We start from the raw sequence: 15,510 nt of genomic DNA on the forward strand, positions 1-15,510 counted from the left end.
TCCCGGAGTAGCCCCATGCCTATGACACGGCGCCTTGTCCTCGGCGCGTCTGGCCTGCTCGCGATGCCGCGCCTGCTGCACGCCCAGTCCGGCAGCAGCCCGATCCGCATTGGCGAGATCAACAGCTACACCAGCAACCCGGCCTTCACCCTGCCCTACCGCAATGCCATGCAACTGGCGGTGGAGCAGCTCAATGCCGAAGGTGGCGTGCTTGGCCGCCCGCTGGAACTGATCACCCGCGACGATGCCGGCCGCCCGCAGGATGCCGTCCGCCTCGCCGGTGAGCTGGTGAACGACCAGAAGGTGGATGTTCTGGCCGGGGCCTATCTCTCGAATGTCGGCCTGGCGCTCGGAGAATATGCCGCGCAGAACAGGAAGCTCTATGTTGGCGGCGAGCCGCTGACTGATGCGATGGTGTGGGAGAAGGGCAACCGCTACACCTTCCGCCTGCGCCCCAGCACCTATATGCAGGCCGCCATCCTGGCGGAGGAAGCGGCGAAGCTGCCGGCGAAGCGCTGGGTCACGGTGGCGCCCAACTATGAATTCGGCCAGTCGGCGGTGAAGTGGTTCCGCCAGCTTCTGACCGCGCGCCGGCCGGATGTGCAGTTCGTCGGCGAGCAATGGCCCGCGCTCGGGCGCGTCGACGCCGGCGCCACGGTGCAGGCGCTGGAACAGCTGAAGCCGGATGCCATCTTCAACGTCCTCTTCGGCCCGGACCTGACGAATTTCGTCCGCCAGGGCAATACGCGCGGCCTGTTCGAGAAGCGCGCCGTCGCTTCCCTGCTCACCGGCGAACCCGAATATCTTGACCCGCTGGGCGACGAGGCGCCGGAGGGCTGGATCGTCACCGGCTATCCGGGCGAGGATATCGCCCTGCCGGCGCACAAGGCCTATGCCGCCGCCTATCGCGCCCGCTTCAATGCCAAGCCGATGTGTGGCTCCCTCGTGGGCTATTCTCTGATCCGCTCCATCGCCGCTGGCATCGCGCGCGCGCGTTCGGTGGAGACGGAGGCGATGGTCGAGGGCTTCCGCGGCGTCACCTTCGACACGCCGGTTGGCCCCGCCAGCTACCGCGCACTCGACCAGCAGGGGACGCTCGGCGTCTTCGTCGGCCGCACGGCGCTGAAGGGCAATGCGGGCGTGATGCAGGACTGGCGCTACATCCCCGGCGAGGCCCTGCTGCCGGAGGAAGCGGTGGTGCGCAGCCTGCGCCCGGCCAGCGCGAGCTGATCCAGGCCGCGCCCCAGCCATGGAGATCGTGATCCCGCAGTTGCTGACGGGGCTCGCCGGAGCCTCGTCCCTCTTCCTCATCGCCTCCGGCCTGACGATCATCTTCGGCGTCACGCGGATCGTGAACTTCTCGCATGGCAGCCTGATGATGCTCGGCGCCTATATTGGCTGGAGCATCCTCACCCGCCTGCCGCGCGACCCGGAATGGTTTGTCCTGGGTGTGCTGGCTGCGGCTCTGGCAACGGCGGCGATCGGCGTGGTGCTGGAAATCACCGTGCTGCGGCGTGTCTATCGCGCACCGGAATTGTTCCAGCTGCTTGCCACCTTCGGCGTGGTTCTGGTGCTGCAGGATGTCACGCTCTGGCTCTGGGGCGCGGTGGAACTGCCCCTGCCGCGTCCGCGCTGGCTGCGTGGCTTCGTCGAGATCGCCGGTAGCCGCCTGCCGCTCTACGACCTCATCCTGATCGGCATCGGGCCGCTGGTGCTCGGGCTGCTCTGGCTTGCCCTGCACCGCACGCGCTGGGGGACGCTGGTGCGTGCCGCCACGCTGGATCGTGGCATGGTCGCGGCGCTGGGTGTTGACCAGCGCCTGCTCTTCACCTCCGTCTTCGCGCTTGGCGCCGGGCTGGCGGGGCTGGGCGGCGCGCTGTCTCTGCCGAATTCCTCGGCCAATCTGGGCATCGACCTCTCGGTGATCACCGATGCCTTCGTGGTTGTCGTGGTTGGTGGCCTTGGCAGCCTGACGGGGGCCTTCGTTGCCAGCCTGCTGATTGGTGTGCTGCAGGCTTTCGGTATCATGCTGCTGCCCAAGATCACGCTGGTGCTGGTCTTCCTGGTGATGGCCGTGGTGCTGGTCTTCCGCCCGAATGGTCTGCTCGGCCGGCCGCAGGCCGAGGCGCGCGAGGCTGCCTTGCCTGCCCCCGTGGTGCGTGCCGCGCCGCGTGAATTGCGCCTGCTGGGCCTGGCCGTTCTTCTCCTGGCGGCGGCCGCGCCTTTCCTGGCAGGCGACTATGCGCTCTCCGTGCTGACCGATGCCTGTGTCGCGATTCTTTTCGCTGTCAGCCTGCATTTCATGATGGGGCCGGGTGGCATGGCAAGCTTCGGGCATGCCGCATGGTTCGGCATCGGTGCTTATGCGGCAGGCCTGCTGCTGCACTGGCTGGGCACTCCCATGCCGTTTGGCCTGCTGGCCGCGCCGCTGGCGGGTGGCCTCTTCGCCGCGCTGTTCGGCTGGTTCGTGGTACGGCTTTCCGGTGTCTATCTGTCCATGCTCACCCTGGCCTTCGCGCAGATCACCTGGGCCATTTCCTTCCAGTGGGTCGAGGTGACGGCGGGTGATAATGGCCTGCTTGGTGTCTGGCCGCCGGAATGGGCCCGTAGCCCGCGTGTCTATTACTGGCTCGCCCTGGGGCTCGCGGCCGGTGTGGCGCTGCTTCTTCGCCGTGTCCTTTACGCGCCCTATGGCTATGCGCTGCGGGCAGCACGGGATTCCTCGCCGCGTGCCCAGTCCATCGGTCTTGATGTGCCGAGGCTGCGCATGGTGGCGCTGGTCATCGCTGGCGCGTCCTGTGGTCTGGGCGGTGCGCTCTTCTCCTACGCCAAGGGTGGCGTGTTCCCGACCTATATCAGCATCGCCCATTCGGTCGAGGCGCTGCTGATGGTGCTGCTCGGTGGTTTGCAGACCATGGCAGGGCCGATTGTCGGCGCGCTGATCTATACCGGCCTTGCCGATCTTCTTGTCCGCTCGACCGATCTGTGGCGCCTGGTGCTGGGCGCGGTGATCGTCGTGCTGGTCATCGCCTTTCCGGAGGGCATCGCTGGTGCGGTACGTCGTCTCTGGCTCCGGGGGCGCGAGGCATGAGCACGCTGGTGGTGCAGGGGCTGCGCAAATCCTTTGGTGGCGTGCGCGCGGTTTCCGATGTGTCTTTCCATGTCGCGCCGGGCGAAATGCTGGCACTGATCGGCCCGAATGGTGCCGGAAAATCCACCTGCTTCAACATGGTTGGTGGTCAGCTTCCGCCGGATGCGGGCACAGTGCTATTGGAAGGCAGGCCGATCACAGGGCTTTCGCCGCGCGCCATCGCCCATCGTGGTGTTGGCCGAACCTTCCAGATCACCGCCACTTTCGGCTCGATGACGGTACGCGAGAATGTCCAGATGGCGCTGCTCGCCCACCGGCGTGAGATCTGGCAGTTCTGGCGCCCCGTTGCCGGCCGTCACGCGGATAAGGCTGATGCGCTGCTCGATCAGGTCGGCCTCGCCGCGCAGGCTGACCGTGCAACCAGCGTACTGGCCTATGGTGATCTGAAGCGCCTGGAACTTGCCATTGCTCTTGGCAACGGGCCCCGGCTGCTGCTGATGGATGAGCCGACCGCCGGCATGGCACCCGCCGAGCGCGTCGCCCTCATGCAACTCACCCGCCGCCTGGCGACAGAACGTGGCATGGCCGTCCTCTTCACTGAGCACGACATGGATGTCGTTTTTGATGTCTCGGACCGCATCCTGGTGCTCAACCGTGGGCAGCTCATGGCTGAGGGCAATGGGGCCTCCATCCGTGCCAATCCGGCGGTACGGGAGGTCTATCTTGGTAGCGGCGCGACGAGCGGAGGTCATTGACATGCTCTCGGTCGAAGGTCTGAACACGCATTACGGTCGCGCCCATATCCTTCAGGATATGGCACTGAGCATTGGGCGTGGTGAAGTGATGGTGCTGCTCGGCCGCAATGGTGCCGGCAAGAGCACGACGATGAAGTCCATCATCGGCATGGTGCGGCCGAGCAGTGGCGCGATTCTTTTTGAAGGACAGCCCATCGCCGGCCAGGAGCCTCATCGCATTGCCCGTCGTGGCCTTGGCTACGTGCCCGAGGAACGGCGGATCTTTGCCGATCTAACGGTGATGGAAAATCTCGAGGTTGGGCGCCAAACGCCACGCGATGGTATGCGCCCCTGGACGCCGGAACGGCTGTTCGAGTTGTTCCCCAATCTTGGCCTCATGCGTCACCGGCCAGGAGGGCGCATGAGTGGCGGAGAGCAGCAGATGCTCACCATCGCGCGCACACTGATGGGCAATCCACGCCTCGTGCTGCTTGATGAACCGAGCGAGGGGCTGGCGCCGGTGATCGTCGAGCAGATGGCGCATGCTATCCTGGCGTTGAAGCGGGAAGGGTTGACCATCCTGCTGGCCGAGCAGAACCTGCACTTCGCGGGTCGCGTCGCTGATAGCGCAACGGTGGTTGAAAAGGGCCGTGTCGTCTGGTCCGGCAGTATCGCGGCATTGCGGGCCGATGAAACTGCCCGCAGCCAGTATCTGGCGGTATGATGCCGCGGCCGCCCGTGACCGTCGTGGTGAATGGCGTTCGGCATGAGCTTGCGCTCGATCCTGATACGCCACTGCTGATGGTTCTGCGCAATGACCTTGCGCTGAACGGCCCTAAATATGGCTGTGGACTGGGCGAATGCGGAGCCTGCTCCGTGCTGCTCGATGGGCGTGCGGTGCGGTCCTGCGTGCTGCCCTTGTCGCGCGCGGCGGGGCGGCAGGTGACGACACTGGAAGGGCTCGGCACGATCGCGGCGCCTCATCCGGTGCAGGCGGCCTTTATCGCAGAGCAGGCGGCTCAATGCGGCTATTGCCTGAATGGGATGATCATGACGATTGTCTCCCTGCTGTCACGTAATCCGCATCCGGATGAGGCACAGATCCGTTCTGCCCTGGCGCATAATCTTTGCCGTTGTGGCACCCATCTGGAGATTCTGGCGGCGGCTCGCCGTGCCGCGGCGGAGGGGATGGTATGACATCACGTGCTGCTCTTGCCTTATCACGTAGGGCAGTGCTGGAGCAGGAGGGCCTGCTGGCCATCCTGCGCGAACGCCCGCCGATTCCTGGCACGGCTCCCGGAGATAACCATCAGGACACACGCGATATTTTTGTCGTGGTCTTCGATGATGGCAGTGTTTCTGCCTATAATGGTCATGTTGATCTCGGCACAGGAATCCGTACGGCGCTGGCGCAGATCGTCGCGGAAGAAATGGATGTTTCCTTCGCCGCTGTCCATATGGTGCTCGGCGATACGGAGCGCGCACCTGACCAGGGTCCGACCATTGCCAGCGAAACCATCCAGATTGCCGCCATTCCACTGCGCCAGGCGGCGGCCCAGGCGCGGCAGGCGCTGCTGGGTCTTGCTGCCGAACGGCTGGGCACCACAGCGCTCGCCGTGGTGGACGGCGTTGTCTACGATGCCGAGGATCACGCACGCTCTTGTACCTATGCAGACTTGCTGCGCGGAAGACGTGAATTCCTGCCCTTCATGCCGGATGCGCCGCTGAAGTCCGTCTCTGCGTACCGGATCGTTGGCCAGCCCGTGCCGCGTGTCGATATTCCAGCCAAGGCGACCGGTGGCCTGACCTTTGTGCACGACATGCGCGTACCCGGCATGCTGCATGGCCGCGTTGTGCGCCCGCCCTATGCAGGCCTTGATGCTGGCGCTTTTATCGGGAAATGCCTTCTGGCAGTCGATCGTGATTCCGTTGCGCATATCACAGGCCTCGTTGATATTGTTGTTATCGGCGATTTCATCGGCGTCGTTGCCGAGCGGGAGGAGGAAGCAGCGCGCGCCGCGCGGGAGTTGCGTGTTTCCTGGAAGGCTTTCACCGCTCCTGCCGGGTTGGAGGATGTCGAGCAGGCGCTGCGCCTCAATCCTTCCACCCGCCGCCTCCTGAAAGAAACAGGCGATGTTGATGCCGCGCTGGCGGGAGCAGCGAAGCGACTGACGCGCAGCTATTCGTGGCCTTATCACCTGCATGGTTCCATCGGTCCTTCCTGCGCGGTGGCCGATTGGTCTGAAGGCCGATTGCAACTCTGGTCTGGCACACAGAATCCGCACATGCTGCGTGCTGCCCTGGCGCAGCTGATGAATATGCCGGAAGCCATGATTGCCATCACCCGCATGGAGGCGGCCGGTTGCTATGGCCGCAACTGTGCCGATGATGTCTGTGGTGATGCCGCCTTGCTCTCGCGGGCTGTCCGTCGCCCGGTGCGCGTACAGCTGACCCGCGAGCAGGAACACCAATGGGAACCCAAGGGCGCCGCACAACTCATCGATATCGATGGCGGACTCAATGCCGATGGTGACGTGGCTGCCTATGATTTTGTCTCGCGCTACCCCTCGAATGATGCACCGCTGCTGGCCTTGCTGCTGACAGGTATGCTGCCGGCGCAACCGGCCGTGCTGCAGATGGGCGACCGTACCGCTATCCCGCCCTATGACTACCCGGCACTGCGCATTGCGGTCGAAGATATGCCGCCGATCGTGCGTGCTTCCTGGATGCGGGGCGTTTCTGCGCTACCCAGCACTTTTGCCCATGAATCCTATATCGATGAACTGGCGACGGAGGCGGGGGTCGATCCGGTTGAGTATCGCCTGCGCTACCTGAAGGAACCGCGTGCCGCAGAGCTGGTGCGCGCGGTGGCCGAGCGTGCCGGATGGCAGAAGCGTACAGGCCCGCGTATGCAGGCTGAGGGTGATATCCTGCGCGGCCAGGGTTTCGCTTACGCGCTTTATGTGCACAGCAAATTTCCTGGGTATGGCGCGGCCTGGGCAGCCTGGGTGGCGGAGGTTGAGGTCAACCGGCGCACTGGGGTTGTGACCGCCACGCGCATTGTCACGGGTCATGATGCGGGCTTGATGATCAACCCGGAGGGCGTGCGCCACCAGGTGCATGGTAATGTCCTCCAGTCTACCAGCCGCGTGCTGAAGGAACGCGTCACCTTCGAGGAAGGGCTGCCCGCACCGCGCGAATGGGGGGGGTATCCCATTCTCGATTTCCGCGAGGTCCCGGCGGTCGAGGTGCTGTTGATGCCACGCCCGGATGAACCTCCGCTGGGTGCTGGTGAATCCGCCTCTGTCCCGAGTGCTGCGGCCATCGCCAATGCCATTTTTGATGCCACAGGTGTCCGATTTCGTAGCGTGCCTTTCACGCCGGAAGTCATTCGCGCTGGCCTGCAGCCTTTGCAGCAGAAGGAAACACGCAAAAGCCGGCGTCGTTGGTTTGCAGGATTAGGCGCGTTGACCGGGGGAGTCATGACAGCGCTGGGCTTGGCCTCAGCCATGCCGCCAGCGCGGCCCCCCGCGCCGGATGTGTTCTCCCCGACGCAGATCGAGCGTGGGCGCCTGCTGGCGGCGGCGGGAGATTGTGCCGTCTGTCACACGGCGCAGGGTGGCGCGCCCTATGCCGGTGGTCGTGCTCTGGAAACTCCCTTTGGCACGATCTGGACCACGAATCTGACGCCCGATATGGAGACCGGCATCGGCAGCTATTCCTTCGCTGCCTTTGAGCGTGCCATGCGCCACGGTATCGCGCGCGATGGGCGGCACCTCTATCCGGCTTTTCCCTATACCGCCTATACGCGGATGACGGATGAGGATCTTCTGGCGCTCTACGCCTTTCTGATGGCGCAGGCGCCATTGCACACCACGGTGCCAGAGACGCAATTGTCTTTCCCCTTCAACCTGCGGCCTCTGCTCGCGGGGTGGAAACTGCTCTTCCATCGCGCAGGTCCGGAGGCGCCTGATCCGGCACGTTCTGGTCTGTGGAATCGTGGATCCTACCTCGTCAATGCCCTGGGCCATTGCGGCGCCTGCCACACGCCGCGCAATGCGCTGGGGGCAGAGAAGGGGGGGAGCGCACGCTTCTCCGGTGCCATGGTGGAAGGCTGGGAGGCGCCGGCGCTGAACGCCCTGTCATGCGCGCCCTTGCCGTGGACGGAAGAAGATTTCTATGCCTATCTCCGACACGGGCATTCACCGCGGCATGGCGTGGCAATGGGGCCGATGGCCCCGGTGGTGGAGGAACTCCAGAGCCTGCCGGATTCCGATATCCGTGCCATGGCGCATTATCTGGCCACGCTGAATCCGCCACCCCGTGACGTTCCTTTGCAGGCGCAGAATATTCCAGCCCTCACATCGCCGCCGCCAGGGTTGAACCCTGGTGCACGGCTGTTTCAGGCCGCCTGTGGCGCCTGCCATGGCGGTGGCATGCAGGAAGGCCCAGAGGTTGCGCTTGGCCTCACCACCAGCCTGCACAGCGACCGCCCGGACAATCTGCTGCGCGTCATTCTCGAAGGCGTGCGGCCAGGATTGCCCGGCCATGGCGAGATGCCCGGCTTCCGCGACAGTCTGAGCGAGCGTCAGATCGAGAGTCTGGCGGTCTTCCTGCGCGGCCACTTTGCCCCCGCCCGCCCCGCCTGGGATGGCCTGCCGCAGGCCATCGCCCGGCTTCGGCGTGCGTCCTGAAGAACATTTTGGGTTCAACAGAACGAGCATTTCAATGACCGGAAGGTCAGCAGGAGATCCGAGCATGAGCAAGCCGCGTATCGCCATTGTCGGGGCCGGCCTGGGCGGCATCGCCGCCGCTTTGCTGCTGCGCCAGGAAGGCTTCGAGGCTACGCTGTATGAGCAGGCACCGGCCTTTACACGCCTTGGTGCCGGCATCCATGTCGGCCCCAATGTGATGAAGATCATGCGTCGCCTCGGCCTGGAGGAAGCGATGGAGAGCATGGGCTCGCATCCGGACTACTGGTACAGCCGCAATTGGGATGATGCCGCGGTGCTGGCGCAGATTCCGCTGGGCGACTATGCCCGCCGCACTTATGGGGCTGCCTATCTCACCGTGCACCGCGGTGACTTCCACCGCTTGATGGTGGAGGCCGCGCCAGCAGGTGCCATCCGCTATGACAAGCGCCTGGTTGCCATCGAGGATCGCGGTTCCGTCGTGCATCTCGCTTTTGCCGATGGAACCAGCGCGGAGGCGGAAATCGTCATCGGGGCCGATGGCGTGAACTCCGTGATCCGCGAACACATGCTGGGGGTTGAGGCACCGCGCTACACCGGCTATGTCGCGCATCGTGCCGTCTTTCCGGCCTCGGCCCTGGCGAAATATGGCTTCGACTTCGATCAGTGCGTGAAGTGGTGGTCCGAGGATCGCCACATGATGGTCTATTATGTCACCGAGCAGCGCGATGAATATTACTATGTCACCGGCGTGCCGCAGGCGGAATGGGATATGAGCAAGGCCTGGGTACAGAGCAGCCAGGAGGAGATGCGCGAGGCCTTCGCGGGTTATCACCCGATGGTGCAGTCGCTGATCGATGCTTGTGACGACATCACCAAATGGCCGCTGCTGGAGCGTGACCCGCTGCCGCTGTGGAGCCGTGGCCGCATGGTGATGCTGGGCGATGCCTGCCACCCGATGAAGCCGCATATGGCGCAGGGTGCGGCCATGGCGATCGAGGATGCCGCCATGCTGGCCCGTTGCTTCCGCCTTGTCGGTGGCGACGACTACGAGACGGCCTTCGCCCTCTACCGCGCCAATCGCATCGAGCGTGCCTCGCGCGTGCAGAAGGTCTCCCATGATAACACCTGGCTGCGCACCGACGAGGATCCCGCCTGGGTCTTCGGCTATGACGTCTTCAATGTGAAGCTGGTCGAGCCAGCGCGGGTGGCGGCCTGAGCATGTCCGTCTCCGCCACTCCGGCCCGCCGCCGCAATGGCCGCCGCCCGGCCGACCCCGATGGCGTGCCGACCCAGGAGAATATCCTGGCCGTGGCGGAGGCGGTCTTCGCCGAACATGGTTATGTCGCGGCTTCGCTGCGCGAGATCGCGGCGCGGGCGGATGTGACGCAGGCCCTCATCATCTACTATTTCGGCAGCAAGCAGGCGCTGTTCGAAACGCTGTTCAAGCGGCGTGGCCTGGAAGTTTCCCGCCGCAGGCAGGAACTTCTTGATGCCCTGTTGCAGCGTGCAGAGCCGCCCACGGTGCGCGAGCTGGTCAGTGCCTATCTGGCTCCGCAATTCGCGCTGCGCCAGGGCGGGGCGGGCAGCCTCGCCTTTGTGCGCATGCAGGCGCGGCTGCACCATGAGCCGGATGAACTGGCCCTGCGCCTGCGGCGCGAGGTTTATGACCACGCCACGCGCAATTACATCGCGGCCCTGCGTCAGCTTGTGCCGGGGCTGGATGCGGCCGATGCGCATTGGCGCATGACTTTCGCCGTCGGCACCTATCTCTACATGCTCTCTGGCTTCGATCGCCTCGCCGATCTATCTGGTGGGCTCTACAATTCCGACGATACGGAGGAGGTGGTCCGCCGCCTGACCGATTTCCTGGTGGCCGGCCTGACCGCCCCCTCCACGCCCTGAGCGCCGCCGCTGCTATTGGATGCGGATATTCTTGGCGCGGATCAGTTCGCCCCAGCGGGTATATTCGCGCTCGAAATAGGCGGGCCATTCGGCACGTGGCCTCACCCCTGGCTCGACGCCCAGCGCCGTCAGGCGCTCGCTCACCTCGGGGGCCTTCATCGCCGCCGCCATCGTGGCATTGATGCGGTCAAGGATGCTCTCGGGCGTGCCAGCCGGCGCGAGCAGGGCGATATCCTCGTTGATGACCACGCCGGGGAAGCCGGCTTCCTCGAAGGTCGGCACATCGGGCAGCAGGGCGACCCGATGCGGTGCGGCGACGGCGAGGACGCGCAATTCCCCATCGCGCACCAGCCCCATCACGGCGGAACTGGCGGCCACGGTCATGCCGGCCTCGCCGCTGATCACCGCCTGCGCCGCAGGCGCCGTGGCGCGGTAGACCACGTCATGCACCTCGAGCCGTGCCTGCTGGAAGAACAATTCGGCGGCGAGATGGGCGGAGGAGCCGACGGCGGGGTTGGCGAAAATCTCCTTGCCCTGCCGTGCGCGTGCCAGGGCCACATACTCCTGCAAGCTGCGCGCGGGGTGGTTGCGCCCCACCATCAGCAGCATCGGCATATTGGCGACGAGGCCGGCACTGGCGAAGGCGCGGGCATTGTCATAGGGCACCTGGATCAGGTGCGGCGCCATGGCATAGGAGGTGATGGTGGTGATGAGCAGGGTATAGCCATCCGGCCGCGCCCGCGCCACGGCATTGGCGCCGATTGTGCCATTGGCGCCGTTGCGGTTGTCCACCGTGAAGGGCCGCCCGAGATCAGCGCCCAGGCGTTGCAGCACCACGCGGGCGAAGGCATCGGTCGAGCCACCCGCGCCGAAAGGAACGACGACATTGACGGGGCGGCTTGGCCAGGCTTCTTCCGCCCGGGCCGTACCCATGCCGCCGGCGAAGCTGGGAGCGAGCAGGGTGCCGCTGGCGGCGAGGCCGCGCAGCAGATGGCGACGCGTGGTCATGATGGGGACGTCCTCCGTTTTTTTCTTCTGTATTACGCGTGTTTGTGCGGAGAACCCTGCGGGAGTGCTCAGCCCGCCGGGTCCCAGCCGAATTCCTGGTCCAGCGCCTGGAAGCGTGGCAGGTCGACCAGGGCACTGAAATCGGCATAGCCCATGCCGGGGATAGCGGCCGGCGTGCCGTCGCGCCGCAGGGTGGCCAGCGCCTCCGCCATCGCCCGCGCCGCGGCGAACAGCGCGGTGACGGCGTGGAAGACCAGCGCGAAGCCCATTTCTTCCAGCGCGGCGGCGCTCAGGGCCACGGCCTCCGTGCCATCGACAATGCTGACGACCTTCGGCCCCGGCACACGCCGCGCGATGGCTTCGACCTCCGCCACGGTCTTGACGCCATCGACGAAAACAAGGTCCACCCCGGCATCGCGATAGAGCGCGGCGCGGCGCACCGCCTCGTCGAGGCCGAGTGCCGGCAGCGCATCGGTGCGGCCGATCACCAGCGGCCCCGCCGCCCCGCGCGCGGCCAGGGCGCAGCGCAGGCGGCGGACATTTTCCTCCGCCGGGATCAGGCGAATCCCGGCGAGCTGGCCGCAGCGCTTGGGCGCCACCTGGTCCTCCAGATGCACGGCGGCGACGCCGGCCTGGGCATATTCTTCCAGGGTGCGCGCGATATTGGCGGGGCCGCCATAGCCCGTATCGGCATCGGCGATGACGGGAATGGCGACGGCGCGCACCATGTCGCGCGCATGGGTCGTCATCTCCGTCTGGGTCAGCAGGCCGATATCCGGCCGGCCAAGGCGCGAGGCCGTGGCGCCGAAGCCGGTCATGTAGACCGCCTCGAACCCCGCCTGCTGGACAAGGCGCGCGGCCAGGGCATCGGGCGCGCCGGGCGCCATCAGGATGGGGCGGCGGCCGCCCTCGCCAAGGCCGAGGCGGGCGCGGAGGGTCTGGGCAGCGTTCATGCGCATCTTTCCCTCAGCCGGGCAGGATCTTGCCAGGGTTCAGCAGGTTCGCCGGATCCAGCGCCTGCTTGAGCGCGCGCATGACGCCGAGCGCCGCGCCATGCTCCAGTTCCATGAACTTCACCTTGCCATAGCCGATGCCATGCTCGCCCGTGCAGGTGCCGTCCAGCGCGATGGCGCGGCGCACCAGCCGGTCGTTCAGCGCTTCCGCCTCCGCCATCTCGGCGGCATCCGAGGGGTCCACCACGAGGCCGAGATGGAAATTGCCATCCCCCACATGCCCGACCAGCGAGATGAAGAAGGAGGCGCGCTCCGTATCCTCCCGCGTTTCGGCGATGCAGCGGGCCAGGTTGGAGACCGGGACGCAGACATCCGTGCTCCAAACCCGCGCGCCGGGGCGCATGGCCTGGATGGCATAATGCACGCTGTGCCGGGCCTTCCACAGCGCGGCGCGCGCCTCCGGCTCCCGCGCGGAGTCAAAGGCGAGGGCACCATGGCCGCGCGCGATCTCCTCCACCAGCGCGACCTGCTCGGCCACGGCTGCGGGCGGGCCATGGAATTCGAAGAACAGTGTGGGTGTCTCGCGATATTCCGTTTTCGAATAGCGGTTCACCGCCTGGACGGTGCGCCGGTCCATCAGCTCCGCCCGCGCGACGGGAATGCCGCACTGGATGACGGAGACCACCGCGGCCACCGCCTCCTCCACCGTGGCGAAGGGGCAGATGGCGGCGGCCACCACCTCCGGGATGCCATAGAGGCGCAGCGTCACCTCGGTGATGATGCCCAGGGTGCCCTCGGAGCCGACGAAAAGCCGCGTCAGGTCATAGCCGGCGGAGGATTTGCGGGCCCGGCTGCCAGTGCGGATGATCTCGCCTGTGGCGGTGACAACAGTCATGGACAGCACATTGTCGCGCATCGTGCCGTAGCGCACGGCATTGGTGCCCGAGGCGCGCGTGGCCGCCATGCCGCCCAGCGTGCTCTCCCCGCCGGGATCGACCGGGAAGAACAGCCCGGTGGCGCGCAACTCCTCATTCAGCCGGTGGCGCGTGACGCCGGCCTCCACCGTGACGTCGAGGTCGTCCGGCCGCACCGCCAGGATGCGGTCCATGCCACGGAGATCGATACAGACACCGCCGCGCAGGGCGGCGACATGGCCCTCCAGCGAGGTGCCAGCGCCGAAGGGCACGATGGGCGTGCCCGCGGCGGCGCAGAGCCGCAGGATGGCCGCCACCTCCGCGGTGGAACGCGGGTGGCAGACGGCCTGTGGTGGGCAGGAGGGGTGGTAGGATTCGCCGCGCCCATGCTGTTCGCGCTCCGCCGCGTTCAAGCTCAGGCGCGGGCCGAGCAAGGCGCGCAACCCGGCGAGCAGGGCCGGCGGCAGGCCCTCCGCCACAGGGGCGGCGGGCGGCAGGGTGAGGCTGTCCATGCGGTCGCGTTTCCTCCGGCCGGTTGTTCCAGCCTTGCTGCCTTCCTAGGCCAGCGTCTCTTTGTGTGCAAGATGCTGTATCTTGGATACAGAAAGGGTGGGGGCGCTTTGACCGGCTCCCCGCCAGCCCATATGAGAGGCGCGATGATCCACCGCCGCAGGAGAGAGACCCACGGATGCTGCCGCCGCTGACGGTCGAACTGCCCAAGACCCTCTCCACCCTGGTGGAGGAGCGGCTGCGCGAGGCCATCGTGAATGGCGAACTCGCCTTCGGCCAGGCGCTCAGCGAGGATGCCGTGGGCCTCTCCCTCGGCGTCAGCCGCACGCCGATGCGCGAGGCGCTGACCCGGCTGGAGCAGCAGGGCCTGGTGGTCATCCAGCCGAAGAAGGGCAGCTTCGTCTTCCGCCCGACGCTGGAGGATGTCGGGCAGCTCGCCTCCTTCCGCCTGATGCTGGAGAATGGCGCGGTCGAGCGCTGCCTGGAGGGCGACGCGGCGGCGACGCTGGCCGATCTGCGCGCCGCCTTCGCCGCCATGGGCGCGGCGCGCGCGGCGCGGGATGGCAAGGCCTATGCGCGGGCCGACACCGCCTTCCACGCCGCCTTCTTCACCCATTGCGGCAACGTCCATCTGGCGCATGCCTATCGCGGCATCGCCGGGCGGGTGGCGGCGCTGCGCGCGCATCTCTCCGTGCCGCGCAGCGACCAGCAGGATCTGTCCTTCCGCGAGCACGGGCAGATCATCGGGGCGTTCGCGGCGGCGGACCTGCCGGCGCTGCGCGGCCTGATGGCCGCGCATATCCTGCGCGCCCAGGCGGTTTATGCCGAGGCGCTGCGCGGCTGAGGCCTATTGCGCGGCGGCCGCGCGGGCGCGGCGCAGCGTCGGTAGGCCGATCCCCGCCGCGTCGAAGCCGCCATCCACCGCCAGCACCTGCCCGGTGATGTAGCTCGCCCCGCTGCCGCACAGGAAGAAAATGGCCTCCGCCAGTTCTTCCTCCAGCCCGTAGCGGTTGAGCGGGATGGCGTCATGATAATCGGCGCGGATCTCGGGCGAGTGCACCGCCTTGGCCATGGCCGTGTCCACCGGGCCGGGGGCCACGGCATTGACGCGGATTCCCTCCTCGCCGAGTTCCACCGCCATCTGCCGCGTCAGATGCGCCAGCGCCGCCTTGCTGGTGCCATAGGCGACGCGCAGCGTGGAGGCGCGCAGCCCGGAAATCGAGGTGATGTTGACGATCGCCCCGCCCCCCGCCGCGCGGAACAGCGGCATGGCCGCCTGTGTCAGCAGGAAGGGGCCGGTGAGGTTCACCGCCATCACGCGCTGCCATTCGGCCTCGGTCGTCTCCAGCAGCGGCTTGAAGACGGCGGTGCCGGCATTGTTGACCAGCGCGTCCAGCCGGCTGAAGCGCCGGCCCAGCTCCGCGACGGCCGTCGCCACGCTGCCGCTCTGCGCCACATCGCAGGCCAGGGCGAGGGTGCGGGTGGGGGCCGCCAGCTCGGCCTCGGCGGCGTCCAGCCCCGCCGCGTCGATGTCCAGCAGCGCGACGCGCCAACCCTCGGCCAGGAAGCGCCGCGCCGTGGCGAGGCCGATGCCGCGCGCCGCGCCGGTTACGAGCGCGACGGGTGCTGTGTCGTGGTGCAATGTCGTTTCCTCCGGTGGTCCCGCGGGCGAACCCGCGGCCGCATCGGAGCCAAAACCGCCGC

At 66.7% G+C, this 15,510-nt stretch carries 13 protein-coding genes; 9 read left to right on the forward strand and 4 right to left on the reverse strand.

Annotated elements, in window-relative coordinates; all coding sequences use genetic code 11:
* Window positions 1-21: 21 nt before the first annotated feature.
* The 8 genes from NON00_RS04915 (at window position 22) to NON00_RS04950 (ending at window position 10,421) form a co-directional block, all read left to right on the forward strand.
* On the forward strand, window positions 22-1,230 hold the full coding sequence (locus tag NON00_RS04915; RefSeq protein ID WP_370688670.1) for an ABC transporter substrate-binding protein: 1,209 nt from the start codon (window positions 22-24) through the stop codon (window positions 1,228-1,230).
* A 19-nt stretch (window positions 1,231-1,249) separates the two neighbouring features.
* Window positions 1,250-3,091: an ABC transporter permease gene (locus NON00_RS04920; protein ID WP_256017971.1), complete on the forward strand. Its 1,842-nt coding sequence runs from the start codon at window positions 1,250-1,252 to the stop codon at window positions 3,089-3,091.
* Complete coding sequence (locus NON00_RS04925; protein ID WP_256017973.1) at window positions 3,088-3,846, forward strand: ABC transporter ATP-binding protein; 759 nt, start codon at window positions 3,088-3,090, stop codon at window positions 3,844-3,846. Before NON00_RS04920 ends, NON00_RS04925 begins: the two co-directional genes overlap by 4 nt.
* A 1-nt stretch (window position 3,847) precedes the next feature.
* Entirely contained in the window at window positions 3,848-4,549 is a 702-nt protein-coding gene (locus NON00_RS04930) for an ABC transporter ATP-binding protein (protein WP_256017975.1), read from the forward strand.
* Window positions 4,549-5,022 (forward strand): (2Fe-2S)-binding protein, encoded by a 474-nt coding sequence (locus NON00_RS04935; protein WP_256017977.1) that lies wholly within the window; start codon window positions 4,549-4,551, stop codon window positions 5,020-5,022. Before NON00_RS04930 ends, NON00_RS04935 begins: the two co-directional genes overlap by 1 nt.
* Entirely contained in the window at window positions 5,019-8,519 is a 3,501-nt protein-coding gene (locus NON00_RS04940) for a molybdopterin cofactor-binding domain-containing protein (protein ID WP_256017979.1), read from the forward strand. Before NON00_RS04935 ends, NON00_RS04940 begins: the two co-directional genes overlap by 4 nt.
* Window positions 8,520-8,583: 64 nt before the next feature.
* Window positions 8,584-9,735 (forward strand): FAD-dependent monooxygenase, encoded by a 1,152-nt coding sequence (locus NON00_RS04945; protein ID WP_256017981.1) that lies wholly within the window; start codon window positions 8,584-8,586, stop codon window positions 9,733-9,735.
* Between the two features lie 2 nt (window positions 9,736-9,737).
* Window positions 9,738-10,421 carry a TetR/AcrR family transcriptional regulator gene (locus NON00_RS04950; RefSeq protein ID WP_256017983.1) on the forward strand — a complete coding sequence of 228 codons (684 nt, stop codon included), beginning with the start codon at window positions 9,738-9,740 and terminating at the stop codon, window positions 10,419-10,421.
* Between the two features lie 12 nt (window positions 10,422-10,433).
* Here the strand turns inward: NON00_RS04950 and NON00_RS04955 are convergent, their stop codons facing one another.
* The 3 genes from NON00_RS04955 to NON00_RS04965 form a co-directional block, all read right to left on the reverse strand.
* On the reverse strand, window positions 10,434-11,429 hold the full coding sequence (locus tag NON00_RS04955; protein ID WP_256017985.1) for a tripartite tricarboxylate transporter substrate binding protein: 996 nt from the start codon (window positions 11,427-11,429) through the stop codon (window positions 10,434-10,436).
* A 68-nt stretch (window positions 11,430-11,497) separates the two neighbouring features.
* Window positions 11,498-12,382, reverse strand: a complete 885-nt coding sequence (locus NON00_RS04960) for an oxaloacetate decarboxylase (RefSeq protein ID WP_256017987.1) — start codon at window positions 12,380-12,382, stop codon at window positions 11,498-11,500.
* Window positions 12,383-12,395: 13 nt separating this feature from the next.
* Window positions 12,396-13,808, reverse strand: a complete 1,413-nt coding sequence (locus NON00_RS04965; protein ID WP_256017990.1) for an FAD-binding oxidoreductase — start codon at window positions 13,806-13,808, stop codon at window positions 12,396-12,398.
* 176 nt (window positions 13,809-13,984) lie between these two features.
* Here NON00_RS04965 and NON00_RS04970 point away from each other — a divergent pair, with 176 nt between their 5' ends.
* Window positions 13,985-14,650, forward strand: a complete 666-nt coding sequence (locus NON00_RS04970; RefSeq protein ID WP_256017992.1) for a GntR family transcriptional regulator — start codon at window positions 13,985-13,987, stop codon at window positions 14,648-14,650.
* Window positions 14,651-14,653: 3 nt separating this feature from the next.
* Here the strand turns inward: NON00_RS04970 and NON00_RS04975 are convergent, their stop codons facing one another.
* A complete protein-coding gene (locus NON00_RS04975) occupies window positions 14,654-15,448 on the reverse strand; it encodes an SDR family NAD(P)-dependent oxidoreductase (RefSeq protein WP_256017995.1) in 795 nt (264 codons plus the stop codon).
* Window positions 15,449-15,510 lie beyond the last annotated feature (62 nt).

The sequence above is a fragment of the Roseomonas sp. GC11 genome, from assembly GCF_024437745.1.
Classification (GTDB): Bacteria; Pseudomonadota; Alphaproteobacteria; order Acetobacterales; family Acetobacteraceae; genus Pseudoroseomonas.

Excerpts from the sequence above, each read along its gene's own strand:
- NON00_RS04915 (WP_370688670.1), top strand. The coding sequence starts at position 22 with ATGACACGGCGCCTTGTCCTCGGCGCGTCTGGCCTGCTCGCGATGCCG.
- NON00_RS04920 (WP_256017971.1), top strand. The coding sequence starts at position 1,250 with ATGGAGATCGTGATCCCGCAGTTGCTGACGGGGCTCGCCGGAGCCTCG.
- NON00_RS04925 (WP_256017973.1), top strand. The coding sequence starts at position 3,088 with ATGAGCACGCTGGTGGTGCAGGGGCTGCGCAAATCCTTTGGTGGCGTG.
- NON00_RS04930 (WP_256017975.1), top strand. The coding sequence starts at position 3,848 with ATGCTCTCGGTCGAAGGTCTGAACACGCATTACGGTCGCGCCCATATC.
- NON00_RS04935 (WP_256017977.1), top strand. The coding sequence starts at position 4,549 with ATGCCGCGGCCGCCCGTGACCGTCGTGGTGAATGGCGTTCGGCATGAG.
- NON00_RS04940 (WP_256017979.1), top strand. The coding sequence starts at position 5,019 with ATGACATCACGTGCTGCTCTTGCCTTATCACGTAGGGCAGTGCTGGAG.
- NON00_RS04945 (WP_256017981.1), top strand. The coding sequence starts at position 8,584 with ATGAGCAAGCCGCGTATCGCCATTGTCGGGGCCGGCCTGGGCGGCATC.
- NON00_RS04950 (WP_256017983.1), top strand. The coding sequence starts at position 9,738 with ATGTCCGTCTCCGCCACTCCGGCCCGCCGCCGCAATGGCCGCCGCCCG.
- NON00_RS04955 (WP_256017985.1), bottom strand. The coding sequence starts at position 11,429 with ATGACCACGCGTCGCCATCTGCTGCGCGGCCTCGCCGCCAGCGGCACC.
- NON00_RS04960 (WP_256017987.1), bottom strand. The coding sequence starts at position 12,382 with ATGAACGCTGCCCAGACCCTCCGCGCCCGCCTCGGCCTTGGCGAGGGC.
- NON00_RS04965 (WP_256017990.1), bottom strand. The coding sequence starts at position 13,808 with ATGGACAGCCTCACCCTGCCGCCCGCCGCCCCTGTGGCGGAGGGCCTG.
- NON00_RS04970 (WP_256017992.1), top strand. The coding sequence starts at position 13,985 with ATGCTGCCGCCGCTGACGGTCGAACTGCCCAAGACCCTCTCCACCCTG.